At 73.2% G+C, this 23,083-nt stretch carries 23 protein-coding genes and 1 riboswitch; of the genes, 11 read left to right on the top strand and 12 right to left on the bottom strand.

The annotated features are described in order from the left end of the window. Positions 1-34: 34 nt before the first annotated feature. Positions 35-1,708 (top strand): sensor histidine kinase, encoded by a 1,674-nt coding sequence (locus tag JYA75_RS25840; RefSeq protein ID WP_006936181.1) that lies wholly within the window; start codon positions 35-37, stop codon positions 1,706-1,708. Next, positions 1,690-2,358, top strand: a complete 669-nt coding sequence (locus JYA75_RS25835; protein WP_029541800.1) for a response regulator — start codon at positions 1,690-1,692, stop codon at positions 2,356-2,358. Before JYA75_RS25840 ends, JYA75_RS25835 begins: the two co-directional genes overlap by 19 nt. Positions 2,359-2,370: 12 nt before the next feature. Here JYA75_RS25835 and JYA75_RS25830 read toward each other — a convergent pair whose 3' ends face one another. Then, a complete protein-coding gene (locus JYA75_RS25830; protein ID WP_006936177.1) occupies positions 2,371-4,029 on the bottom strand; it encodes a DNA repair helicase XPB in 1,659 nt (552 codons plus the stop codon). 76 nt (positions 4,030-4,105) lie between these two features. After that, positions 4,106-6,394 (bottom strand): helicase-associated domain-containing protein, encoded by a 2,289-nt coding sequence (locus JYA75_RS25825; RefSeq protein ID WP_185713793.1) that lies wholly within the window; start codon positions 6,392-6,394, stop codon positions 4,106-4,108. 59 nt (positions 6,395-6,453) lie between these two features. Here JYA75_RS25825 and JYA75_RS25820 point away from each other — a divergent pair, with 59 nt between their 5' ends. Beyond that, complete coding sequence (locus tag JYA75_RS25820) at positions 6,454-6,642, top strand: hypothetical protein (protein WP_006936172.1); 189 nt, start codon at positions 6,454-6,456, stop codon at positions 6,640-6,642. A gap of 64 nt (positions 6,643-6,706) precedes the next feature. Here the strand turns inward: JYA75_RS25820 and JYA75_RS25815 are convergent, their stop codons facing one another. The 3 genes from JYA75_RS25815 to JYA75_RS25805 form a co-directional block, all read right to left on the bottom strand. Continuing rightward, positions 6,707-7,291: a resuscitation-promoting factor Rpf1 domain-containing protein gene (locus JYA75_RS25815; RefSeq protein WP_006936171.1), complete on the bottom strand. Its 585-nt coding sequence runs from the start codon at positions 7,289-7,291 to the stop codon at positions 6,707-6,709. 9 nt (positions 7,292-7,300) lie between these two features. After that, a riboswitch (cyclic di-AMP (ydaO/yuaA leader) is annotated at positions 7,301-7,526 on the bottom strand. 211 nt (positions 7,527-7,737) lie between these two features. After that, positions 7,738-8,130: a YccF domain-containing protein gene (locus tag JYA75_RS25810; protein WP_006936165.1), complete on the bottom strand. Its 393-nt coding sequence runs from the start codon at positions 8,128-8,130 to the stop codon at positions 7,738-7,740. After that, the gene (locus tag JYA75_RS25805) at positions 8,127-8,369 is read right to left on the bottom strand and encodes a hypothetical protein (protein WP_006936164.1); all 243 of its coding nucleotides are present in this window, start codon (positions 8,367-8,369) and stop codon (positions 8,127-8,129) included. The genes JYA75_RS25810 and JYA75_RS25805 overlap by 4 nt, the downstream gene beginning before the upstream one ends. 167 nt (positions 8,370-8,536) lie before the next feature. On the opposite strand from JYA75_RS25805, the gene JYA75_RS25800 reads away from it, so the two are divergent. Further along, positions 8,537-8,947, top strand: a complete 411-nt coding sequence (locus JYA75_RS25800) for a cold-shock protein (RefSeq protein WP_029541805.1) — start codon at positions 8,537-8,539, stop codon at positions 8,945-8,947. 82 nt (positions 8,948-9,029) lie between these two features. Here the strand turns inward: JYA75_RS25800 and JYA75_RS25795 are convergent, their stop codons facing one another. From JYA75_RS25795 to JYA75_RS25785, 3 genes are all read right to left on the bottom strand, one after another. Next, positions 9,030-9,497, bottom strand: coding sequence for a DUF2771 family protein (locus tag JYA75_RS25795; protein ID WP_006936161.1), 468 nt, complete (start codon positions 9,495-9,497; stop codon positions 9,030-9,032). Beyond that, the gene (locus JYA75_RS25790; protein ID WP_006936158.1) at positions 9,497-11,197 is read right to left on the bottom strand and encodes an MFS transporter; all 1,701 of its coding nucleotides are present in this window, start codon (positions 11,195-11,197) and stop codon (positions 9,497-9,499) included. The genes JYA75_RS25795 and JYA75_RS25790 overlap by 1 nt, the downstream gene beginning before the upstream one ends. A gap of 61 nt (positions 11,198-11,258) precedes the next feature. After that, positions 11,259-12,059, bottom strand: coding sequence for a glutaminyl-peptide cyclotransferase (locus JYA75_RS25785; RefSeq protein WP_102800642.1), 801 nt, complete (start codon positions 12,057-12,059; stop codon positions 11,259-11,261). A 43-nt stretch (positions 12,060-12,102) separates the two neighbouring features. On the opposite strand from JYA75_RS25785, the gene JYA75_RS25780 reads away from it, so the two are divergent. From JYA75_RS25780 to JYA75_RS25770, 3 genes are read left to right on the top strand one after another with little or no spacing between them, the layout of a single operon-like run. Continuing rightward, complete coding sequence (locus tag JYA75_RS25780) at positions 12,103-13,113, top strand: DUF3027 domain-containing protein (protein WP_185713792.1); 1,011 nt, start codon at positions 12,103-12,105, stop codon at positions 13,111-13,113. A gap of 2 nt (positions 13,114-13,115) precedes the next feature. Further along, positions 13,116-15,884 (top strand): hypothetical protein, encoded by a 2,769-nt coding sequence (locus JYA75_RS25775; protein WP_050034708.1) that lies wholly within the window; start codon positions 13,116-13,118, stop codon positions 15,882-15,884. Next, positions 15,881-16,420, top strand: coding sequence for a phosphatase PAP2 family protein (locus JYA75_RS25770; RefSeq protein ID WP_006936149.1), 540 nt, complete (start codon positions 15,881-15,883; stop codon positions 16,418-16,420). Before JYA75_RS25775 ends, JYA75_RS25770 begins: the two co-directional genes overlap by 4 nt. Positions 16,421-16,457: 37 nt before the next feature. Here JYA75_RS25770 and JYA75_RS25765 read toward each other — a convergent pair whose 3' ends face one another. Beyond that, complete coding sequence (locus tag JYA75_RS25765) at positions 16,458-16,706, bottom strand: DUF2530 domain-containing protein (RefSeq protein ID WP_006936145.1); 249 nt, start codon at positions 16,704-16,706, stop codon at positions 16,458-16,460. A 75-nt stretch (positions 16,707-16,781) separates the two neighbouring features. Here JYA75_RS25765 and JYA75_RS25760 point away from each other — a divergent pair, with 75 nt between their 5' ends. The 4 genes from JYA75_RS25760 to JYA75_RS25745 all read left to right on the top strand — a co-directional run bounded on the left by JYA75_RS25760 (position 16,782) and on the right by JYA75_RS25745 (position 19,931). Next, positions 16,782-18,266, top strand: coding sequence for an NCS2 family permease (locus JYA75_RS25760; RefSeq protein ID WP_006936143.1), 1,485 nt, complete (start codon positions 16,782-16,784; stop codon positions 18,264-18,266). A gap of 43 nt (positions 18,267-18,309) precedes the next feature. Next, positions 18,310-18,741 (top strand): MarR family transcriptional regulator, encoded by a 432-nt coding sequence (locus JYA75_RS25755; RefSeq protein ID WP_029541818.1) that lies wholly within the window; start codon positions 18,310-18,312, stop codon positions 18,739-18,741. A gap of 105 nt (positions 18,742-18,846) precedes the next feature. After that, a complete protein-coding gene (locus JYA75_RS25750) occupies positions 18,847-19,653 on the top strand; it encodes an RNA methyltransferase (RefSeq protein WP_168579269.1) in 807 nt (268 codons plus the stop codon). Beyond that, the gene (locus JYA75_RS25745) at positions 19,650-19,931 is read left to right on the top strand and encodes a DUF2537 domain-containing protein (protein WP_203329517.1); all 282 of its coding nucleotides are present in this window, start codon (positions 19,650-19,652) and stop codon (positions 19,929-19,931) included. The genes JYA75_RS25750 and JYA75_RS25745 overlap by 4 nt, the downstream gene beginning before the upstream one ends. Positions 19,932-19,972: 41 nt before the next feature. On the opposite strand, the gene JYA75_RS25740 is transcribed toward JYA75_RS25745, so the two are convergent. The 3 genes from JYA75_RS25740 to serC form a co-directional block, all read right to left on the bottom strand. Beyond that, positions 19,973-20,707, bottom strand: a complete 735-nt coding sequence (locus JYA75_RS25740) for a hypothetical protein (RefSeq protein WP_239010497.1) — start codon at positions 20,705-20,707, stop codon at positions 19,973-19,975. Between the two features lie 30 nt (positions 20,708-20,737). Beyond that, a complete protein-coding gene (sepH, locus tag JYA75_RS25735) occupies positions 20,738-21,625 on the bottom strand; it encodes a septation protein SepH (RefSeq protein WP_006936128.1) in 888 nt (295 codons plus the stop codon). A gap of 245 nt (positions 21,626-21,870) precedes the next feature. Continuing rightward, positions 21,871-22,992, bottom strand: a complete 1,122-nt coding sequence (gene serC, locus JYA75_RS25730) for a phosphoserine transaminase (RefSeq protein WP_006936126.1) — start codon at positions 22,990-22,992, stop codon at positions 21,871-21,873. Between the last annotated feature and the right edge of the window lie 91 nt (positions 22,993-23,083).

Genomic DNA, 23,083 nt, shown 5'->3' with positions numbered 1-23,083 from the left:
TCAACGTGTCGGACCCCGAACTGCCGGAGGCGTCGTGAGGCTGCGCACCCAGGTGCTGCTGTTGCAGTCCGCCGTGGTGGCGGTGGCGCTCGGCCTCGGGTTCGCGGCGTTCGTCACCACCACCGAGGACCGCGTCACCGACGAATACGGACAACGCGCCCTCGCCGTCGCCCGGACCGTCGCAGCCGATGCCACGGTCCGGGCCGAGGTGGCCCGGCTCGCGGCCGCCGACGACGGAGTCGTCGCACCCGGCAACCCGGAGCTCGCGACCGGCACGGTCCAGCAGGCCGCCGAGGCGGTGCGCGCGGCCACCGGCGCGTTGTTCGTGGTGGTCACCGACGAGCAGGGACTGCGGCTGGCTCACCCCGACGCGCGGCTGCTCGGTCTGCGGGTCAGCACCGACCCGGACGAGGCCCTGGCCGGACGGGAGGTGGTGCGCAGCGAGCGCGGCACCCTCGGCGACTCCGTCCGGGCCAAGGTGCCCGTCGTCGCCCCCGGCTCGGAGCGGGTCGTCGGCGAGGTCAGCGTCGGCATCGCCACCGACCGCGTCCGGTCGGAGCTGCGCGAGGACGTCGCGCAGGCGGCGCTCGTCGCGGCCGGCGCCCTGGCGTGCGGCGCCGCGGGATCGGCGCTGCTGGCCCGCCGGTGGAAGCGGCTGACCCTCGGCCTCGAGCCCGAGCAGCTCGCCGAGCTGGTCCGGGAGCAGGAGGTCGTGCTGCACGGCATCGGGGAAGGGGTGATCGGCGCCGACACCGAGGGGGTGGTCACCGTCGTCAACGCCGAGGCCCGGCGGCTGCTCGACCTGCGCGGCGGAGTGGGGGACCGGCTCGAGGACGTCGGGCTCACCCCGCGCCTGCTCGACGTCGCGCGCCGCCCCCGCGACGAGCCGGTGGCCGCCGCCGCGGGCGACCGGATCGTGCTGGCCGTCGCGCGCCGGGTCCTGCGCGACGGCCGCGACCTGGGCACCGTGATGTCGGTGCGCGACCGCACCGACGTCGAGAAGCTCACCCGCGAACTCGACGCCGTGCAGTCGCTGACCACCGCCCTGCGGGCCCAGCGGCACGAGACCGCGAACCGCCTGCACCTGCTCTACGGCCTGCTGCAGCAAGGCCGCAGCGCTCAGGCCACCGAGTACCTCGAGCAGCTCCTCGGATCCGGGCCCACCGGCCGGCCCCTCGACGGGCTCGACGCCGTCGCCGACCCGTACCTGCACGCCTTCCTCACCGCCAAGGCCGCCCACGCGCGGGAGAGCGGGGTGACGCTGGTCCTCGGCGAGAACACCTGGGTGCGCGGCACCGTCCGCTGCCCCGTGGACGTCACGACCGTGCTGGGCAACCTGCTCGACAACGCGATCGAGGCGGCCCGCGAGCACGGGCACGACCCCGCCGAGGTGGAGGTCGAACTCGTCGAGGCCGGCCGCGACCTGCACCTGGCCGTCGCGGACACCGGTGCCGGCATCGCCGCCGGCCGCGCCGGGGAGGTCTTCGGGGAGGGTGTCACCACCCACGCCGACGGTGCCGTCCCGGGCGGTCGCGGAATGGGCCTGGCGCTGGCGCGGCAGGTGGCCCGGCAGCACGGCGGCGACGTGATCCTCGCCGATCCCGGCGGGCGGCGCACCCCGGACAATCCCACCGGGGGCGCGGTGTTCGTCGCCACGCTGATCGACGTACTCGACGAAGGAGACACCGCGTGGGCGGATCCGATCTGACGGTGCTCGTCGTCGACGACGACTTCCGCGTCGCGGAACTGCACGCGAGCGTGGTCGCCGCGGTGGCCGGGTTCCGCGTGGCGGCGGTCGCCGGTACCGTCGCGGCCGCGCGCGCCGCGGTCCGCGAGGCCCCGGTCGACCTCGCGCTCGTGGACGTGTACCTGCCCGACGGCTCCGGCATCGACCTGATCCGTGAACTCGACTGCGACGCATTCGTACTCGGCGCAGCCGCCGAGGGCACGACGGTGCGGGCCGCGCTGGCCGCCGGCGCCTCGGGGTATCTGGTCAAGCCGTTTCCCAACACCGAACTCGCGCGGCGGTTGTCGGCGTACGCGCAGTACCGGCGTCTCGTCGCCGGCGCCGAACTCACCCAGGCCGAGATCGACTCGGCGCTCGCCGCGCTGCGCCCGGCGCCGTCGGGCGCCGGCGACAGGGCGCCCCGATCGGTGACCAAAGAACTTGTCCTGCAAGCTCTCTCGTCCTCGAACACGCCCATGTCGGCGGGGGAGGTGGCGGCCACGATCGGGGTGTCCCGCGCGACCGCCCAGCGTTATCTCGCCGCGCTCGTCACCAAGGGGCAGCTGCGGATGCAGCTCCGGTACGGCAGCACGGGACGACCGGAACAGGAGTACCGCCTCCCGCCCGGCTGAACCGGCCGGCGGTCAGCCGATGGTGGGGCCGAGCAGATCGTCCGCGTCGGTGATCCGGTACGCGTAACCCTGTTCGGCGAGGAACCGCTGCCGGTGCGCGGCGTACTCGGCGTCGAGGGTGTCGCGCGCGACGACCGAGTAGAAGTGCGCCTGCCCGCCGTCGTGCTTGGGGCGCAGCAACCGGCCGAGGCGCTGCGCCTCCTCCTGGCGCGAGCCGAACGTGCCCGACACCTGCACCGCCACCGACGCCTCGGGCAGGTCGATCGAGAAGTTCGCGACCTTCGATACGACGAGCACCTTCAGCTCACCGGCGCGGAAGCGGTCGAACAGCTCCTCGCGCTCCTTGTTCCGGGTCGAGCCCTTGATCACCGGGGCGTCCAGCGCCTCGCCGAGCTCGTCGAGCTGATCGAGGTACGCCCCGATGATCAGGGTGGGGGAGTCGCGGTGCCGGTCCAGGATCGACTTCACCACCGCGATCTTCGTGTGCGCGGTCGAGCACAGCTTGTACCGCTCCTCGGGCTCGGCCACCGCGTACGTCATCCGTTCCGCGTCGGTCAGGGTCACCCGCACCTCGACGCACTCCGCGGGCGCGATCCAGCCCTGCGCCTCGATGTCCTTCCACGGTGCGTCGTAGCGCTTGGGGCCGATGAGCGAGAATACGTCGCCCTCGCGGCCGTCCTCGCGCACGAGGGTCGCGGTGAGGCCGAGCCGGCGCCGGGACTGCAGGTCGGCCGTCATCCGGAACACCGGGGCGGGCAGCAGATGCACCTCGTCGTAGATCATCAGCCCCCAGTCGCGGGAGTCGAACAGCTCGAGGTTGCGGTACTCGCCCTTCGACTTGCGGGTGATGACCTGGTAGGTGGCGATGGTGACCGGGCGGATCTCCTTCTTCTCCCCGGAGTACTCGCCGATCTCGTCCTCGGTGAGCGACGTGCGGGCGATCAGCTCGCGCTTCCACTGCCGGCCCGCGACGGTGTTGGTCACCAGGATCAGGGTGGTGGCGCCCGCCTTGGCCATCGCGGCCGCACCCACCATCGTCTTCCCCGCCCCGCACGGCAGCACCACCACGCCGGAGCCGCCGGCCCAGAACGAGTCCGCGGCCATCTCCTGGTAGTCCCGCAGGTGCCAGGGGTTGGTCTCGAAGTCGAGGTTGATCGCGTGTGCCTCACCGTCGACGTAGCCGGCGAGGTCCTCGGCCGGCCAGCCGACCTTGAGCAACATCTGCTTGAGCCGGCCGCGCTCGCTCGGATGCACGATCACGGTGTCGTCGTCGAGCCGGGCGCCGAGCATCGGCGCGATCTTCTTGTTGCGCATCACCTCCTCGAGCACCGCCCGGTCGAGGCTGACCAGGGTCAGGCCGTGCGCGGGGTTCTTCACCAGCTGCAGCCGGCCGTAGCGGGCCATGGTGTCGACGATGTCGACGAGCAGCGGCTGCGGGACCGCGAACCGGGAGTGGGTGACCAGGGCGTCGACGACCTGCTCGGCGTCGTGTCCCGCGGCGCGGGCGTTCCACAACGCCAGCGGGGTGACCCGGTAGGTGTGCACGTGCTCGGGGGCGCGTTCGAGCTCGGCGAACGGCGCGATGGCCTGCCGGGCCTCGTTCGCGAGGGCGTGGTCGACCTCGAGGAGCAGGGTCTTGTCGGACTGGACGATCAACGGTCCGTCGGCCACGGACGCCTCCTAGCACGGGAACAGGCAGAACCTCCCCATTCTCCAGGTGCGGCGGCAGGCCCGCCACCGGCCGCCGTCACTCCACGAGCGCGACCGTGGTGATGCGGTGCAGCACGAAGCTGCGGACCGTGCCCGCGGCGGGGTCGAACGCCTCGAGCTGCCCCCCGCCGACGGCGACGGGATCGACGATGCGGTGGGTGGCGACGCCCTGCGCGTCGACGTAGCCGATCCGGACGCTGCGCTTGCCGTGCGCGGCGAGCTGCAGCAGCGCCATCGTCGCGGCACCGCCCGTGCGGGTGCCGTCGCCGCGGACGGTGGTGCCGCGCGGGGCGGCCGCGGCCCGGTCCCCGGCGCGCAGCGTGCGGATCAGGGTGTCGAGTTGCTCCCCGGTGGGCGGCGTCGGTCCGATGTAGCGGGGCCGTGCCCGCGGCACCGACACCCGGGCGCCTCGTGGCCGCAGGTCCAGCACCGCGCCGGTGGCGTCCTCGCCCGCGGGCGCGAAGCCCGCACCGCGCAGCTCGGCGAGCACCTCCGCCAGCGGCGCCTGCGACACCGCGACCGTCGGCGCGACGGCCCGCAGGGCGAGGTGGCCGGCGACGGGGTGACCGAGCACCTCGGCCAGCAGCGCCGGGTCGTCGGAGCGGACGAACGAGGCGGCGAGCCCGGCGCGGAGCCGGCCGTGGCGGCGGGCGACGTCGTCGATCAGGTAGGTCAGCGCCTGGGGAACGGGAGTGCGCGAATGCGTGGCGAACAGGGCGTGCAGCTCGGCGGCGCCGGTGCCCGCGTCCAGAGCGCGGCGCACGCCGGTCTCGCTCACCCGGTACACCGTGGCCGCGCCCGCCGACTCGACGTCGGCGACGAGGGCGATGCGGTCCGCGAGTTCGGGCACCAGGGGGCCGGGCGCCACCACCGTCAGGTCGGCCTGGACCAGCACGTAGTCGACCGGTTCCGGCAGAACCGCGGCCATCTCCGCCTCGGGGTCGCCGCCGTGCAGCAGCGCCTTGCCGGGCGAGGCGAGAGCCCCGTGCGCGACGACGGCCAGCGCCGTCGCCTCCCGCAGCGTCTCGGCCACCGTGTCGGCGCCGAGCCGGGCCGCCCACCGCGGCCGCCGCCAGGCCAGCACGGCTCGCGCCGCATCCGCGCCGGGCGCCGACCCGGGCACCTCGGCGAGCAGCTCGAGCAGCAGGCGCCGCTCGCGCGGTGCGGCGGTGGACTGGCACTCGTCGGACAGTGCGGCGATCGGCTTGTCCGTCGCGTCGCGGCGCCCGACGAGCCACGGACGTCGCGGCGCGTCGAGCCACGCGCCCGCGAGCACGGCCCAGCGCTGCGCGGGCGGCGCGTTCGACCAGCCGTCGGCGGCGGTGGTCGGCGCCCAGTAGTCGTCGATGTCCGTCGGGGGCGGCGGCTGGGGCACACCCCGCGAGATCAGGCCGGCCGCGGCGAGCACCTCGACGAGCAGCGCGGCGAGTTGCTCGTCGACGTCGACGGTCTTGGCGAGGCGGCGCAGTTCGCGCACTCCGAGTCCCCCGGACTTGAGCGCGGGGGCGGGCAGCGCGGCGAGCGCGTCGATCAGGTTCTCGCAGTGCCGCAGCAGTTCGAGGGCGGCGCCCGCAGCGGTGGCGTTGACCTCGGCGACGACGTGCGTCGCGGGCAGCGGCCGGGGCGGGGTGAGGGCGGCGGGGTCGAAGGGGGCCTCGCCGCGCAGCGCCTGACCGACCCGGTGCGGCAGCTCGACGGTCTCGTCGTCGAGCCGGATCAGCAGCCCGGCGGTGAGCAGGCGCTGCACGGGCCGGTCGGCGGGTGTGCCCGCCGCGGCGTCGCGGGTACGCCCGACGGGCGAGGTGCGCGCGAGGGTGTCGAGCAGGCTGCGCTGCGCCGGATCGAGGTCGGCGAGCAGGGCGCCGACCTCGGCCGGGGCCGGCAGCTGCTCGGGGTCGGGACTGCGGCCGATTCGCCACGGCACCGCCTCGGCCGCGGCCTTGACCAGCCGCAGCCCGTCGGCGGGACCCCACACGAGCGACAGGCGGCGCAGGCGGTCGAGGGACCGGTCGACGTTCTTGGCGGTGACGCGGCCGGACACGGAGTCGAGCAGCGCCCGGCGGGTCACCGGCTCCCGGTCGGCGCCCAGCCGGGTCAGCGCGTCGACCACACCGAAGTCGAGGACGGTGAGTTCGTCGGCGGCGCGGAACACCGAGGCACGTTGCTGCGCGCGGCCGGCCAGGACGGCCATCGTCGCGGGTGGCGGGACCACCAGGTCGGGGCGCGCGCGCAGCAGCTCGGCGAGGTCGGCGTCGCGGCGGTCGCTCAGCCAGCGCGCGAGCGACTCCGGCCCGGTCTCCGGCGCGGCGGGGTCGGTGGCGGTCATCGAGACCAGATTAGAGACCTGAAGTAGCTGTCCGTGAACCTGCCTGCCAAAATGAGCGCATGGCTGACAATTCGAAGAAGCAGTATGTCGATCCGGGGTGGCCCAAGGTGGCGGACGGGGACCACGCCGTCACCGAGTTGTCCTCGACTCGTTCCGGCCCGTTGTCCCCGTACGGCGAGGAGATGGAGTTCCCGTTGCCGGTCGACTCCCTGCCGTACACCCACCCCCGCACCGTCATCAACCGCTGATCGAAGCACGAAAGAGCCCCGCACCGGAACGGTGCGGGGCTCTTTCGTGCGTCTGTGCCGGGTATCAGTTCGGCAGGGCGGCGTTGACCGCGTCGACGAGGTTCTGGTCGACGGCGATGCCGGCCTGGCGCAGGGCGTCGAGGCCCTGTTCGAAGCCGGCCCGCAGGCCCTGGGCCTCCGCGGGCAGAGCGGGAAGCTCGGGCACCTCGGGGGCGGCCTCGACGACCGGGGTGTTCTGGACGGTGCCGGCGCTCGTGGACGGGGCGCTGCGCTGCGTCGGAGCGCTGCTCAGGCCGAGGCTCGAGGAGCAGGACGGCCACGCGCCCCAGCCCTGGCCGGCGAGCACGCGCTCGGCGACGGTGATCTGCTGCTCGCGGGTGGCCTGGTTGGCGGTCGCCGCGTACTCGCCGCCGCCGTAGGCGTTCCACGTGCTGGGGGAGAACTGCAGGCCACCCTGGTAGCCGTTGCCGGTGTTGATGCCCCAGTTGCCGCCGGACTCGCACTGCGCGAGGCGGTCCCAGTCGGAGTCGGGAGCGGCGTTGGCGGTGCCGCTGAAGGCGACGCCCGTGACGCCGAGAACCGCGCTGGTCAGCGCGAACTTGGCGACGGTGCGGCCGGTGTTGGTGGGTTTGCGATGGCGTCCGCTCATGTCGGTTCCGGTTCCTCTCCGTACGCGCCTACGAGGTCAGCTGTCGGGTTCGGGCTGAAGAGGTAGCCCGGCCTCCTCGCCGGTGGGCGATTCGGCTTCACCCCAAGGACCGTCGCCGTGGGCGGCGATCCGGGTGCCTCCTGGGAATCGGTGTTCCCTGGGAGACCGTTGGGTCCCCCGCTTCCTGCTCCCGTGGATCGTTCGTCGGGACACCCGGAATCCGCGGAGCAGGATTTGGCGCGACGGACCCGGGGTGGCCGAACCAACCGGCCGGAGACGACGGTAACGGCTCGAGGCGGGGATTGTCACCAATTGATAACGCCGAGCGCGGCGAGGGCGGCGCGTGAGTGGCGCGTGTGGCGGGATGAAGTCGCAGGTAGGGACCAAAGTCCATCGCCGGTGCCGGTTCGCGACCTCGCCGTTATGCCCGTGTTATGTGAGGAACGTCACATGTAACTCGGGCGGTTGTCCACCGGGACGATGTCCTTCCCGAGCGGCAGCAGCGAGATCGGCACCATCTTCAGGTTCGCGAGCGCCAGGGGGATGCCGATGATCGTGATCGCCATCGCGATCGCCGTCACGACGTGACCGAGGGCCAGCCAGATGCCGGCGACGACGACCCAGATCACGTTGCCGATCAGCGACCCGGCCCCCGCCGTGGGCTTGTCCACCACCGTCTTGCCGAACGGCCACAGCGCGTACATGCCGATGCGGAACGAGGCGATGCCGAACGGGATGGTGATGATCAGCACGAAGCAGATCAGGCCTGCCAGGAAGTACCCCAGCGCCAGCCACAGGCCGCCGAAGACCAGCCAGATGATGTTGAGCAGAATCCTCACGTGCGATCCCTTCCGCGGGAGCGCCGGCCGGAGCGCAGCGCGAAGGTCAATGCCAGCACGAAGCCGAGCGGCCAGGCGAGAGTCAGCAGATACAGCACCAGGCCCGGCCGGCCGTCGGTGACGGCGGGGGTCAGGAAGATCGCCACCACGGCGACGATCCCGACCAGGAAACATGCCAGCGCGGCCTTGAGCAGGCCGTTGCCCGGTGCGGAAGAACTGGAGGTGCCCACGGGTTCCACCGTAGTGCTTCCCCACCCGCCCGCGCCGCCGCCGGACTTTCGAAGGTGGACTCCGCCGCGGGTACACTGACGCATGTCTGCGCGTCCCGCACTCGAAGCGGGGCGCGTTGTTTTGCATATCCACTCGTGCCCACCGGGGCACGGCTGTCGAGGAGCGGGTGAACGCAGTGCCTACCGGCAAGGTGAAGTGGTACGACATGGAGAAGGGCTTCGGCTTCCTGTCCCAGGAGGAGGGCGAGGACGTCTATGTGCGTGCCTCCGCGCTCCCGGCCGGGGTCGAGGGCCTCAAGCCGGGTCAGCGGGTGGAGTTCGGCATGGCCGCGGGCCGTCGCGGACCGCAGGCGCTCAGCCTGAAACTGCTCGATCCGCTGCCGTCGGTGCGCCAAGGAGGGCGGCGTGAGGCGGCCCCCCAGAAGCGGCACACGCCCGACGAGCTGCACGGCATGGTCGAGGACATGATCAAGCTGCTCGAGGCCACCGTGCAGCCGGAGCTGCGCAAGGGCCGCCATCCCGAGCGCAAGACCGCCCAGCGGATCTCCGAGGTGATGCGGGCCGTCGCCCGCGAGCTCGACTCCTGACGCCCGGCGTCGGGCCGACCCGACGCGAGAGGGGCCTTCCGGGACAGCACCCGGAAGGCCCCTCTCGCATGCCGGACGGGGGTCAGAACGTCTGGATCGCCCACACCGGCGCCTGCTCCCCGGTGGCGGGAAGCTGCAGCACCACATTCAGCAACTGCGCGCCGGGGTCGGACGGCACCGTCACGGCCCGGGCCTGACCGGGCGTGTAGTCGCGGAACCCCTCGAAGATCTCGCCGGTGCGGGGATCACCGTAGGTGACGTTCAGCCGCCAGTCCGAGTCGGTGATCTCCGACGGCAACGACAGCTGCAGCGGCCGGCCCGCCGGCACCTCGAGCATCACGGCCTCGAGGCCGGCGCACGTGCCGTCGGCGCTGCACAGGCCGGGCTCGACCGTGACCGTACGGCCCTGCGCGTACGCCGTCACCGTGGGCACGCTCGGCGGTGCGGAACGGACGAGGGAGACCACGACCGCGGTGAGCCCGCCGATCGCGACCAGCGCCACGATCACCAGGATCGCGATCGTCTTCTTCGTCCGGGGCTGCAGTCTCATCACGTTCCGTTTCTCGTCGTACGTCCGCCTGGCCGCGGGATGCGACCGGTGGTCTCCTGGGTGGCGTGTTCCGGGCGTTTGCCACCGAAGCCCGGAACGACGGTGCCTCCACGGTAGGTGAGGATCGTCTGCGTCAGACCGAGGGCCAGCACGACGGTGACCACGGTGAACCCGAGCCAGTACTCGGTCGGCAGCAGGACCCCCAGGGCCCCGCCGAACACCCAGCTCAGCTGCAGCACCGTCTCCGAGCGACCGAACCCGGACGCGATGGACTCCTCCGGCAGGTCCTGCTGCAGTGACGCGTCCAGCGACACCTTCGCCAGCGCGCTCGCGCAGGATCCCACCAGCGCCACGAGGGCCGCCGTGATCAGGTTGCCGGTCGCGGCGGCCAGCGCCGCCATCACCGTCACGGCCGCGGTGCACCGCACCACGATCAGCGCGGGACGGCCCAGCGTGAGCCGCGCGCCGGTCGCGTTGCCGGTGAAGTTGCCGATGGCGGCGGCCGCGCCGACCAGACCCAGCATCCCCGCCTGGACCAGGGGCTCGTGCTCGGTCTTCGACTTGGCGACGAACGCGATGAACAAGGTCAGGAAGCCGGTCAGCACCCGGATCGTGCCGTTGCCCCACAAACCGGTGAGCACGGCCCGCCCCAGCGGCTGCCGGCGGCTCTTCGCGCCGCCGGCGGCGCGCGCGGGCGTCGCAATCACTTCGGTGCGGGTCCCGGTGACCTCGGTGCGGGCCTCGGCGCCGTGATACGACAGCGTGGCCGGCACCTCGCCCTCGGTGACCTCGACCCACGACGGGATCCGCATGCTCAGGTACGCGCCGAACGCCGTGATGACGGCGCACAGCCACAGTGCGCCGGACGATCCGAACAGCCAGGCCGCGGCGGCGGCGACGGCCCCGGCGCCCATCGTGCCGCCCACCAGGCCGAACACCGTGAGCCGGGAGTTCACCCGGACCAGATCGATCTCGGGCGGCAGCACCCGCGGCGTCACCGCCGATTTGAGCACCGCGAACGATTTGGACAGCACCATCATCGCCAGCGCGGCGGGATACAGCCCCCAGCTGTCGAAGTTGAACACCAGCACCACGGCGAGCACGGTGCGCGCGGCGAACGACGTGGCCAGCGCCAGCCGGCGACCGTGCTGCAACCGGTCGAGCAACGGACCGATCAGCGGGGCGATCACCGCGAACGGGGCGATCGTGATGAGCAGATACAGGGCGACCTTGGTCTTGTCCTCGCCCGTGGCCGCCGAGAAGAACAGGGTGTTGGCCAGGGCCACGGCGACCGCCGCGTCGCTCGCGAAGTTCGCCATCGTCGCGTAGGTCAGGGCCGTCAGGCCCGAGCGGTCCGCACCGTCCGCGGTGGCGGCCCGGCGGAACGTCGCGATGCCCTTGCTCGTGAGCTCACGGCTGCGCAGCGCCGCGACGCGGGTGACCGTCAGTTTCCGCGGCATCCGTGGGGCCCGCGGGGCGCCGGCGCGCTCCTCGCGGGAGAAGTCGTCGCCCCGGTACCTGCGGGCGTCCTCGACCGGGTGCAGCGGCGGCAGGGGGGTACGTCGCGCAGACGTGCGCCGCGGCGGCGGATAGTTGCCGTTGCCGGGGTGCGGGGCCCGGGCCGACCGGCGGGGACGACCGCCGACGTCGGCGCCTCGGCCCGCGTCGTCGTGTGCGCGTTCCTCGTCCGAATCGGTCACGGCACAATTCTGTCGCACCGGGCGGATCGGTGTTCGGTGGCGTGCCCCACCTGCGGCGCGATCACGGCACGAACCGCACCTCGAACACCGACGGCCAGTACTTGCCGGTGACGAGGAAGCGATCGGTACCGGGCAGGTGCGCGATTCCGTTGAGCACGTCGATGCGCTCGCGCTGCCCGTCGGTGAGCCGCTCGCGCAGCGCCCCGGCGTCCACCACGGCGGTCACCCGGCCCTCGTCCGGGTCGATGCGCAGGATCTCGTCGGTCTTCCACACGTTGGCGTATACGGCACCGTCGTCGGTGCATTCGAGTTCGTTGAGGCGGGTGACGGCGCGGCCCTCGCGCAGGACCGTCACCCGGCCCGTCTCCGCGAAGGTCCCGGGGTGCCGGAACGTCAGCTCCGCGGTGCCGTCGCTCATCACCAGCCGGTCGTCCTGGGCGCACAACCCCCAGCCCTCCCCGTCGTAGCCGGCGCGGCCGCGTTCGGCCAGGGTGTCCCGGTCGCGGGCGACCGCGACCCCGTCACGCCACGTCAGCTGCCACACCGTGGTGCCGGCGACGGTGATGCCCTCGCCGAACATGCCGTCCGGCACCGGCACCCGGACCCGTTCGGCGCCGGTGGCCAGCGACCGCGCCGCGATCCACGACCGGCCGGACAGGCCGGTGCCCTCGAGCAACTCGTCGCCGGACACCTCGAGGCCCTGCGTGAACGCGGCGGGATCGTGCGGATGCACGGCCACGAGCTCGGCCCGCAGGCGCTCAGGCGGCGGACCCGGATCCGCCGGGGCGGAGTCGCACGCGGCTGCCGCGACGCAGGCGGCGACCGCGGCCGCGACGGAGAGCGGACGGCGGCGCATGCCCACATGATGGCAGCCGAGGGTCGCGGTGGCGGTTCCGTGCGGCAGAATGGGGTCCGTGAGTGGTGTGCCTTCCTCAGTTGCGTCCGGCTCCGCGTCCGCCTCTACCGAACAGCTCGTGCAGCCTCTGCTGGCCGACGCCGTCGACGTCGCGCGGGCCGCGCTGCTGGACGCGGGAGAGACCGGCGTCGGCGCGTACCTCGGCGTCGCGGCCGAGGACGACTGCGCTGCCACCCACCGGTTCGCCGCGGAACTGCCCGGGTACCGGGGCTGGCAGTGGGCCGTCGTCGTCGCCGCCGCACCCGGCTCGGACCGGGTGACGGTGAGCGAGCTGGCGCTGCTGCCCGGACCGGACGCGCTCGTCGCGCCGCGGTGGGTGCCGTGGAACGAGCGGATCCGGCCCGGCGACCTCGGTCCCGGCGACCTGCTCGCGCCCCCGGCGGGGGATCCGCGCCTCGTGCCCGGCTACGTCGCCACCGGCGACCCCGAGATCGACGAGACGGCCCTCGAGATCGGCCTCGGCCGCACGCAGGTCATGAGCCTCGAGGGCCGCCTCGAGGCAGCCCAGCGCTGGTACGACGGCGACTACGGCCCCGACTCGGACATGGCCAAGGCCGCGCCCTCGACGTGTCGGCTGTGCGGGTTCTACCTTCCCCTCGCGGGTTCCCTGCGGGCAGCGTTCGGGGTGTGCGGCAACGAGTTCGCCGCCGACGGCCACGTGGTGCACTCGGCGTACGGGTGCGGCGCCCACTCGGACACCACCCTGCCGACCGGCGCGGGCTCCCCGGTCCACGAGGCGTACGACGACTCCGCTGTGGAGGTCGTCGCCCTGCCGCCGGCCGAGGCGGGTGCGGAGGCGCACGCCCAGGCCGGCGCCGACGCGGACGGTCGCGACGCCGCCCCGGCGGACGCGGAAGGCACGGTCCCGGAGGCCTCGGAGGAGACCGGGTCCGGGAGCGCCGGGGACACGGAGAGCGCCGAGAACACCGAGAGCACCGAGAGCACCGAGGACACGACTGCCGAGCCGGCCGCGGTCGCGCCGCCGGAACAGACCGACTGAGGATGCCGCGCCCCGACCCCGCCGACCCCTTCGGGACCGCGGCGCTGCGCGAGGGCACCCTGCTGGCCTGGGCGTCGTCCCCGACGCGGCTGCGGGAGGATGCCGCCACCGAGGCCGATCTCGTCCGGGCCGGCTACCGGGACCGGGTGCTCACCGAACTCGCGCAGAACGCCGCCGACGCGGCCGCGCGCGCGGGCGTGCCGGGCGCGCTGTGCCTGTGGCGCGACGGCGACGACCTGCACGTCGCGAACACCGGCGCGCCGCTCGACGAAGCCGGCGTGCAGGCGCTGACGGCGCTGCGGGCGTCGAGCAAGACCGGCGGGGTCGGCCGGTTCGGGGTCGGCTTCACCGCCGCGGCCGCGGTGAGCGAGGACATCGAGATCCGTTCGCGGTCCGGCTCGATCCGCTTCTCCGCCGCGCACACCCGGGACGCGCTGGCCGACCGCGGCGTGCCCGCCCCGGAGTCCGGCATCCCGGTGCTGCGTCTCGCGTGGCCCGCGTCCATGCCGCCGGCGCCCGGCTGGGACACCGAGGTGGTGCTGCGGCTGCGTCCCGGGATCGACGCGGAGACGCTGCTCGACGGGTTCGCCGCGGAGGCCGTCGACCTGCTCCTCGAGCTGCCCGCACTGGCCGCCGTCACGGTGGGCGGCCGCGAGCTCACCCGCACCTGCACCGAAGCCGAGTCCGGACTGCGCGTCGTCGCCGTCGGCGAGCGGACCTGGTGGGAGTACGCCGGGCCCCACGCCCGCTGGCTCGTTCCCGTCGTGGACGGGGTGGCGGTGCCGGTGCCGCAGGACGTGCTGCGGGCTCCCACCCGCTCCGACGAGGAACTCTCGTTGCCCGCGCTGGTGATCGCCGACGTGCCGATGCAGCCCGACCGGCGCCGCCTGCTCCCCGGCGCCCCGGTGGCCGGCCTCGCGCGCGGCTACGCCGGCTTCGTCGCGGCGCTGCCGCCGCGGCAGCGGCCGTCGATGGTTCCGGTTCCCGGCTTCGCGCGCAGCGAGGTCGACGCGCTGCTGCGTGAGGCCGTGCTGCAGGAGTTGCGCGCGCATCCGTGGCTGCCCCCGGCCGGCGGTGGCGACGATCTGGTCCCGGACCGGGCCACCGCGCTGACCGGTCTCACCGACGAGCTCGCCGCCGTCCTCGCCGACGTCGTGCCCGGCCTGATCCGGCCCGATCTGTGCGGGCCGCGGTACGCTGCGGCGCTCGGCGCCGTCGACGTGCACCGCCTCGGGCCGGCACGGATCGCCGAGCTGCTCGCCGGGGTCGAGCGCGAGCCTGCGTGGTGGTACCGGCTGTACGAGGCGCTCACCCCGCTGGTCGTCGACTCGGTGGTGGCCGAGGAACTCGCCGCGATCCCGGTGCCGCTGTCGGACGGCCGCACCGTCACCGGGCCGCGGACCGCCGTGCTGGGCACGGACGTCGGGCATCTGCGCATGCCGTGGGTGCGCCTCGTGCACCCCGACGCCGCGCATCCCCTGCTGACCCGGCTCGGCGCCGGCACGGTCACGGCGGTGGATCTGCTCGCGGACCCGGCGCTGCTCGCGGCGGTCGAGGACGTCGACGTCGACGACCACGAGGCGACGGCCGAGCTCGCCGAGGTCGTGCTCCGGCTGGCGGCGCAGGTACCGGCCGAAGCGGTGCCCCGGGAGCTGGGGGCGCTGCTCCTGCCCGATGCCGACGGCGAACTCGTGCCCGCCGACGAGCTGTTGCTGCCGGGGGCGCCCCTCGCGGATGTGCTGGTCGAGGACGCGCCCTTCGCCATCCTCGATCCGCAGGTGGCGGAGCAGTACGACGCCGAGGCGCTGCGGGCCGTCGGCGTCGGATGGGGTTTCACGGTGCTGCGTGCCGAGCTGCCCACCGGTCCCGATCACGACCTGCCCGACGAGGAGCAGTGGTGGGGAACCCTCGACGAGGACCCCGAGTCGCTCGTGGCGGTGCGCGACCTCGACCTCGTCGACGACGCCCGCTGGGATCGGGCCCTGTCGCTCCTCGTCGCCGAACCCGGCACGGCTGCGGCCCTCGGCGACCGGCGCGGCTACACCGCCTGGTGGCTGCGCACCTACGCGTCGCTGGGCGGCCGGACCCTCGGGCACCTGCGCGCCCCCGACGACGAGGCATTCGCCGGTCTGCTCGACCCCTGCCCGCACCCGGACGCGGACCGTCTGCGGCCGTGCCTGGCCGCGACGGGCGTCGAGAGCACGGAGACGGCCGCGCTGCTTCTCGACCGCCTCGCCGATCCCGACCGCACCCCCGCCCCGGCCGTCACCGCCCGCGCCCACGCCGCCCTGGCCGCGGCGAGTGCCGCCGGCATGCTCGACCTCGACGCCCTGCACCTGCCCGACGCCGTCCGCAGCCTCGCCGGGTCGATCGTCGACGCGGCGGACGCGCTGGTGCTGGACCGGCCGTGGCTCGCCGCCGTGGTGCCCGCCGACCGGCTCGTGCTCGGCGCCCTGCCGACCGCAGCGGTCCTCGCCGACCTCCTCGACGTCGCCCTCGCCTCGGCCGAGGTGTCCGGGCGCGTGTCCGGCCCGGGCCGCGCGACCGGATGGCGGAACGAGCCCGCCGCGGTGCTCGCGGCGGCCGTCGCGCAGCGGCCGTTGCCGCGCGGACCCCTCGTCGTGCACGAGCGGCTGACCGTGCGCTGCTCCGGCGCGGTCACCGGCGAGCGCGACGTCTCGTGGTGGGTCGACGAGAGCGGTACGACGCACTGCACCGGCCCGGGACTGGCCGCCGCCGTCGCGGCGCTCTCGCCGCCGGAGCCACGATGAGCATCGACACGACGACCCTCGACGGCGTGGTGGAGCTCCGCGAACCCGCGCTGACCGCCGTCGTCACCGCCGTCACCCACACCGGCGGTACCGTCGCCGTCGCCGTGGTCACGACGGCGCTGACGATGCTCATGCTGCGCGCGGGCCGTCGCGACGATGCGCTGCTCCTGTCCGCGACGATCCTGACGGGCTGGCCGCTGATGAGCCTGCTCAAGCTGCAGTTCGGGCGGGAGCGCCCGCCGCAGCCCGCGCGCCTCGTCGAGCTGACCACCCACTCGTTCCCGTCCGGCCACGCCATGATGACCGCGATGCTGGCGACGGTGCTCGCCGTCGTGATCGCCCGGCAGTCGCCGCCCGGCAGCCGCCGGGCGCTCGTGGCGTACTGCGCCCTGGGCGCCTACACGCTCGCGGTCGGGCTCTCGCGGGTCTATCTCGCGGCCCACTGGCTGACCGACGTCGTCGCCGGGTGGCTGCTGGGGTCGTTGTGGGCGCTGCTGTGGGTGGGGTTGATCACGCGGGTGCGGGCCCGGCTGTGACCGCGGCCGTGGGGCCGGGCGGCGTGGGACCCGCTCGTCAGTCCAGTCCGACCTGCGCGCCGCGCCGACCCAGCCGGGCGGCCCGGCGCTGCACGAGGTAGACGGCGAATCCCAAGAGCCCCACGATGATTCCCGCTACGCACACGGGCAGGGCGGCCGGCCACCGGTCGCCCGTGGCAAGTACGACGATCGTCGCCACCGTCCACAGTGCCGTGCCGATCGCCAGCGCGGGACGGGGATCGGCGAGGCGCCGTGTCCGCTCGGCAACCGTTTGCGCGTCGTTCACGATTTCAGGCTAGTCCAGCCCGATTGCAATAATCTCCCGTTGCGACGCAGCCCCCATCCCAGAGCGGAAGTCGATATGGCCCAATCCTCAGAGCGGAAGTCCGGCACGGCGGTCGGCACCTCGTTCCTCGACACCTACTTCAAGATCACCGAACGGGGATCGACGGTCTCGCGGGAGGTGCGCGGCGGCGTCGTCACGTTCGTCGCGATGGCCTACATCGTGGTGCTCAATCCGCTGATCCTGGGCAGCTTCTCCCCGGACGACGCCTCGGCCAAGGTCGACGTGCTCGGCAACATTCTGCCCATCAACCAGGTCGCCGCCGTCACCGCGCTGGTGGCCGGACTGATGAGCATCGTCTTCGGCGTCGTCGCCAACTATCCGTTCGCCATCGCGGCCGGCCTGGGTATCAACACCCTGCTGGCGGTCACCATCGCACCCCAGGTCACCTGGCCCGAAGCGATGGGCCTCGTGGTGATCGACGGCATCATCATCGTGGTCCTCGCCCTCACCGGCTTCCGCACCGCCGTGTTCAACGCGATCCCGCCCGAGCTGAAGGCGGCCATCGCGGCCGGCATCGGCGCGTTCATCGCCCTGATCGGCATGGTCGACGCCGGATTCGTGCGCCGCCTGCCGGACGCGGCCGGCACCACCGTCCCCGTCGGGCTGGGCATCGACGGCTCGATCGCGTCGTGGCCGACCGCCGTGTTCGTGTTCGGTGTGCTGCTCATGGGTGTGCTCATCGTGCGCCGGGTGCCCGGCGGGCTGCTGATCGGCATCGTCGTGACCACGGTGGTCGCCGCGATCGTCGAGGCGGTCGCCGGGGTCGGGCCGTCGCAGGGCACCAACCCGAAGGGCTGGAATCTGAGCACGCCGGAGGTGCCGGACACGGTGGCCGGCGTGCCGGATCTGAGCCTGGTGGGCAACGTCGACCTCTTCGGCGCGTTCACCCGGATCGGCGTGATCGCCGCGACGCTGCTCGTGTTCACCCTCGTCCTCGCCAACTTCTTCGACGCGATGGGCACGATGACCGGTCTCGGTAAGGAGGCCGGTCTCGCCGACAAGGACGGCAACCTGCCCGGTATCGGCCGTGCCCTCGTCGTCGAAGGCACCGGGGCCATCGCCGGCGGCGTGGGATCCGCATCGTCGAACACGGTGTTCGTCGAGTCCGCCTCCGGCATCGCCGAGGGTGCGCGCACCGGCCTGGCGAACGTGGTGACCGGCGTGCTGTTCCTCGCCGCGATGTTCCTCACCCCGCTCTACGAGATGGTGCCCGTCGAGGCCGCCGCCCCGGCCCTCGTGGTGGTGGGTGCCCTGATGATCGGGCAGGTCCGCGACATCGACTTCACGCAGTTCGCCGTCGCGTTGCCGGCGTTCCTCACGATCGTCGTCATGCCGTTCACGTACTCGATCGCCAACGGGATCGGCGTCGGCTTCATCACGTGGGTGGTCCTGCACGCGGCGGCCGGGAAGGCGCGGGCGGTGCACCCGCTGCTGTGGGTGGTGGCGGGCTTGTTCGTCGCCTACTTCGCGGTGGACCCGATCACCGAACTGCTCACCTGACACACGGCGCGATGTGTCCGGTCGGTCCCGTATTGTGCACGCCATGACATCGGAACATCGCACGCTCGCCGGCGACCTCTCGTTGGCAGTTGTGCGCCTGACGCGCCATTTGCGGGGGCGGCGCTCCGATTCCCGGGTTTCCCTGACTCAGCTGTCGGCAATGACCACGCTGAGGCAGGAGGGAGCGATGACCCCCGGCGCGCTGGCCGCGCGCGAGAAGGTTCAGCCGCCGTCCATGACGCGGGTGATCGCATCGCTCGACGAGCTCGGGCTCGTCGAGCGGACTCCGCATCCCACGGACGGCCGGCAGGTCATCGTCTCGCTCTCGGATGCGGGCCTGGCACTGCTGGTCGACGAGCAGCAGGCCCGCGAGGCGTGGCTGACCGAACGGCTGGCCACGCTGGACGAGGACCACCTCGCCACCTTGCAGGACGCCGTGGGCATCATCAACAAGCTGGTCAGCGAGGCGGAGTGAGCCGGTCCGGGCCCGTAGGGCCGAGTCTGCGCCCGGACGGCACGGGGTAGCACGGAGCGAGAACCCGCCGACGAGACTCCGGTGCGACCTGGGAGAATCGACGCCGTGGTTCACGTCATCGACATCGAGGATCCCGCCGACCCCCGGCTGGGCGACTTCCGAGACCTCAACTCGTCGGATCGCCGGCCGGACCTGCCCGCGGGCAAGGGCCTGGTGATCGCGGAGGGCGTGCTCGTCGTGCAGCGGATGCTCGATTCGCGGTTCGCGCCGGGCGGCCTGCTCGGGGTGGATCGCCGTCTCGGTGAACTCGCCGATGACCTGCGCGACGTCGACGTGCCGTTCTACCGCACCTCGGCCGAGGTGATGGCCGAGGTCGTCGGCTTCCATCTCAACCGCGGGGTGCTCGCCGCGGCGCACCGGCCGCCGGCGCTCGACCTCGACGACGTCCTCGAGAAGGCCACCACCGTCGCGGTGCTCGAGGGCGTGAACGACCACGAGAACCTCGGCTCGATGTTCCGCAACGCCGCCGGCCTGGGCGTCGATGCCGTCCTGTTCGGCAAGGGCTGCGCCGACCCGCTGTACCGGCGGGCGGTGCGGGTGTCGATGGGGCACGTGCTGCGGGTTCCGTTCGCGCACGTCGAGCGGTGGCCGTACGACCTGGACCGGTTGCGGGCGCGGGACTTCCAGCTCATCTCGCTCACGCCGAATCCCGAGGCCGTGCCGCTGGCCGAGGCCATGACGGGGGAGAAGGTCGCCCTGCTCCTCGGCGCCGAGGGCCCGGGGCTGACCGAGCACGCGATGCGCGCGACGGACGTGCGGGCACGCATTCCGATGGCGCCGGGCACCGACTCGCTCAACGTCGCCACGGCCGCGGCGATGGCGTTCTACGAGCGGGTACGGCTCCCGCGGTGACCGCACCCCTGCGCGCCCGGTCGACGCCGTGGTCGACGGGGCTGACGCTGACGGGCTTCGCCCTCGTCGTCACCGTCGTCACGATCGTCGCGTTCGGGCTCGAGCTCGGGCGTGTGCACCCCCTGCTCGCGGTGATCGTCAACCTCGTCGCCGCGGCCGGGATCGCCCCGACCCTGTGGTGGTGGCGGCGGGTGCCGCTGTGGCGGTGGATCGTCGCAGGTGTCGCGGCCGGAGTTCCGGTCGGCTGGATCGTGCTGCTCGGCGTGACGACGTTCTGAGCGGCTCCGCAGCCGCGCGCGACAGCGGACGGACCCGCCGGCTATTCGGCGTGCGGGTGACCGGACAGCGCGCGACCGCGTGCGGAGGTTCGTCGCGGCCACCACCACCGTCGCGCGGGCGGGCGGGCCGGCTCGTCGCGTGCGGTGGGCGGTCGCTCGCCCTCGCGGTACAACTCGAAGCCCCACACCTCGATCTCGTGGGGGTCGAGCTCGCCGCCGGCGCGGCCCGTGTAGCGGAACCCGAGCCACGCGGAGTTGGCGGCCTCGGCGAACCGGCGGGGGTGGAACGGCAGCGCCTGCGGATCGGGCAGCACGTCCAGCGGCCAGCGGATGGGGAACTCCCCACCCCAGAACGGCCGCTCCCACACGAACGGCAGGCCGTCGTCCTCGGCGATGTCGACGGGCGTGGCGTCGAACGCCCGTCGCAGCATGCCGCGCCGCCAGGCCCCGACGGCGCCGCGGGCCCCGGTGGGGTCCGACACGACGAGGTAGGTGTTCTCGGAAGCGACGGTGCGCCTCCAGCTTTCGGGTAGCTGCGACGGACGCGTGGCCGCGAGGTCCGGGCTGCACACCACCGTCACCCCGGGGAAGCTGCCCACGTAGACCCGGCCGGGGTCACCGGCCGCGGCCTGCGCGAGCGGCACCCGGTCCAGCGGCTCGGACGACATCCCGGGGTGCAGCCGCCCGACGAGTGCGTGGGCCGTCTTCCGGTCGGCCCGCGCGGCGCGCAGCACCGCACCGGGGTCGGGGGCGTCGACGTACCAGATGGTCGACACGGCCGCCGCCACCATCGGTGGGCCCGAACCTCAGACGCGCCCGTTGCTGCGCACGCCGAGCAGCACGTCGTCCCACGAGGGGAGGGCGGGCTTGCCCCGCTTGTCCTTGCCCGGGCTCTGCTGCGGCGCCAGCTTCGGCCGGTCCTCCTCCGCGTCGGGCTCGGGCAGGCTCGACGCCATGGGCCGGACCTCCTCGACCTCCGCGTCGATCACCGCGGGTGGCGGATCGAGGGTGATCGCCTCGGCGACGACGTCCTCCCGGTCGGGCCCGTCGTTGTCTCCGCTGTCGTCGACGTCGCGCGCCGTGTACACCGGCGTGAGGCAGCGCAGCGGCCGCCCGCAGTCCGGGTCGATCAGCTCGGTGGCGGTGTCGTCGAGCGGGAGGATCGTGCCGCCGTGCGCATCGGGCTGGTAGCGCCAGTGCGCGGTGTTGGTGGACCGGCCGGCGGCCCACTGCAGCTGAGCCACCCAGTGGCCCTCGTCGTCGCGCCACGCGTCCCACGTGGCGGCGTCGATGCTGTGCCCTCGCGCCCGGAACGCCTGGGCGACGATCTCGGCGAGGGTGTGCACGGCCGGGCCGTCCGGGCGCACCGGATGTCCCTGCTGGGCCATCTCGGCCGCGCGGGAGCGTTCGAGCAGCACCGGGTAGGCGAACCGCTCCACCTTCGCGAGCGGGATCCCGGCCTCCTCGGCGACCTGCTCGACGGACGCGCCGGAGCGGATGCGGGCCTGGATCTCGCGGGGGCGCAGCTGGCTGGTGGTCTCGATCTGGATCTGCCCGAGGCGGGCGAGGTCACCGCGGGAGGCGGCGCGGAGCGTGTCGTCGATCGGGATGCGGAATCTGTCGCCGTTTTCGGGATCGGCAAGCACGACGTGCGTTCCGTCGGGCTCGAGGCCGACCACTCGAAGCTCTCGCACCATGACCTCCTCGCGGGGAATCGCGATTGACCCGCCCGACTGTAACGGACTCGTGACCCCTGCGGAGCAGGACACGCCGACACGCCGGGGGACCCTGTGGCACGAATCCGTCGACGTGGCGCTATTGTCCAAGGTTTCCCCGAAAGTCTCTACTACTCGTCGAGAGTTTGGGAGGTGTGCGAGACGGCGAGCGGGGCCGGACCCGACCCGGATCCGACCCCGCCCCGAACGGTTGCGCTACCGCCCTACATCTGCGAGACCACCCAGTCGACGCACTTGGTCAGCTGGGTGACGTCCTCGGGGTCGATGGCCGGGAACATGCCGATGCGCAGCTGGTTGCGGCCCAGCTTGCGGTACGGCTCGGTGTCGACGATCCCGTTGGCGCGCAGGATCTTTGCGACCTTCGCGGCATCCACCGAGTCGGCGAAGTCGACGGTGCCGACCACCTGCGAGCGCAGCGCCGGATCGGCGACGAACGGGGTGGCGTACTCGGAGGCCTCGGCCCACTCGTACAGCCGCGACGACGAGTCCTTGGTGCGGGCGGTGGTCCACTCCAGGCCGCCGTTGCCGTTCATCCATTCGATCTGGTCGGCCAGCAGCAGCAGCGTGCCCACCGCCGGGGTGTTGTACGTCTGATCCTTGGCGCTGTTGTCGACGGCGATGGGCAGCGACAGGAACTCGGGGGTGAAGCGGCCCGAGGCCTTGATCTCGTCCACCCGCTCGAGCGCGGCCGGGCTCATCAGCGCGATCCACAGGCCGCCGTCGGCGGCGAAGCACTTCTGCGGCGCGAAGTAGTAGACGTCGAAGTCCTCCGCGGCGACGGGCAGACCGCCGGCACCGGACGTCGCGTCGATGGCGATGAGGGCGTTCCCGGAGCCGGCCGGGCGGGTGACGGGCACCGCGACACCGGTCGAGGTCTCGTTGTGGGCCCAGCCGATGAGGTCGGCCGAGCCGTCGGCGACGATCTCCGGTGCGGTGCCCGGCGCGCTGTCCACGACGATCGGGTCACCGATCAACGGGTTCTTCTTGGCGACCGTGGCGAACTTCGACGAGAACTCGCCGTAGGTGAAGTGCTGCGACTTCTCGCGGATCAGGCCGAACGCGGCCGCGTCCCAGAACGCGGTGGTGCCGCCGTTGCCCAGCACCACCTCGTAACCGTCGGGCAGGGAGAACAGCTCGCGCAGACCCGAGCGGATGCGGGCGACGACGTCCTTGACGGGCTTCTGCCGGTGGCTGGTACCGAACACCGAGGCACCGACCTCGACCAGGGACTGCAGCTGCTCGGGGCGAACCTTGGAGGGGCCGCAGCCGAAGCGGCCGTCTGCGGGCTTGAGGTCGGCGGGAATGATCGGTGTAGCGTCAGCCATCGGTATGCGTGTCCTAAACGTCGAGGAACGAGTGCACCGGTAGTCTAGACGGCCCCCGTCGGGCGGCCGGACGGACGGGCGCCCGGCGCAG

Source organism: Rhodococcus sp. PSBB066 (assembly GCF_017068255.1).
GTDB lineage: Bacteria > Actinomycetota > Actinomycetes > Mycobacteriales > Mycobacteriaceae > Rhodococcus > Rhodococcus aetherivorans.
This window is presented reverse-complemented; position numbering and strand designations above follow the sequence as displayed.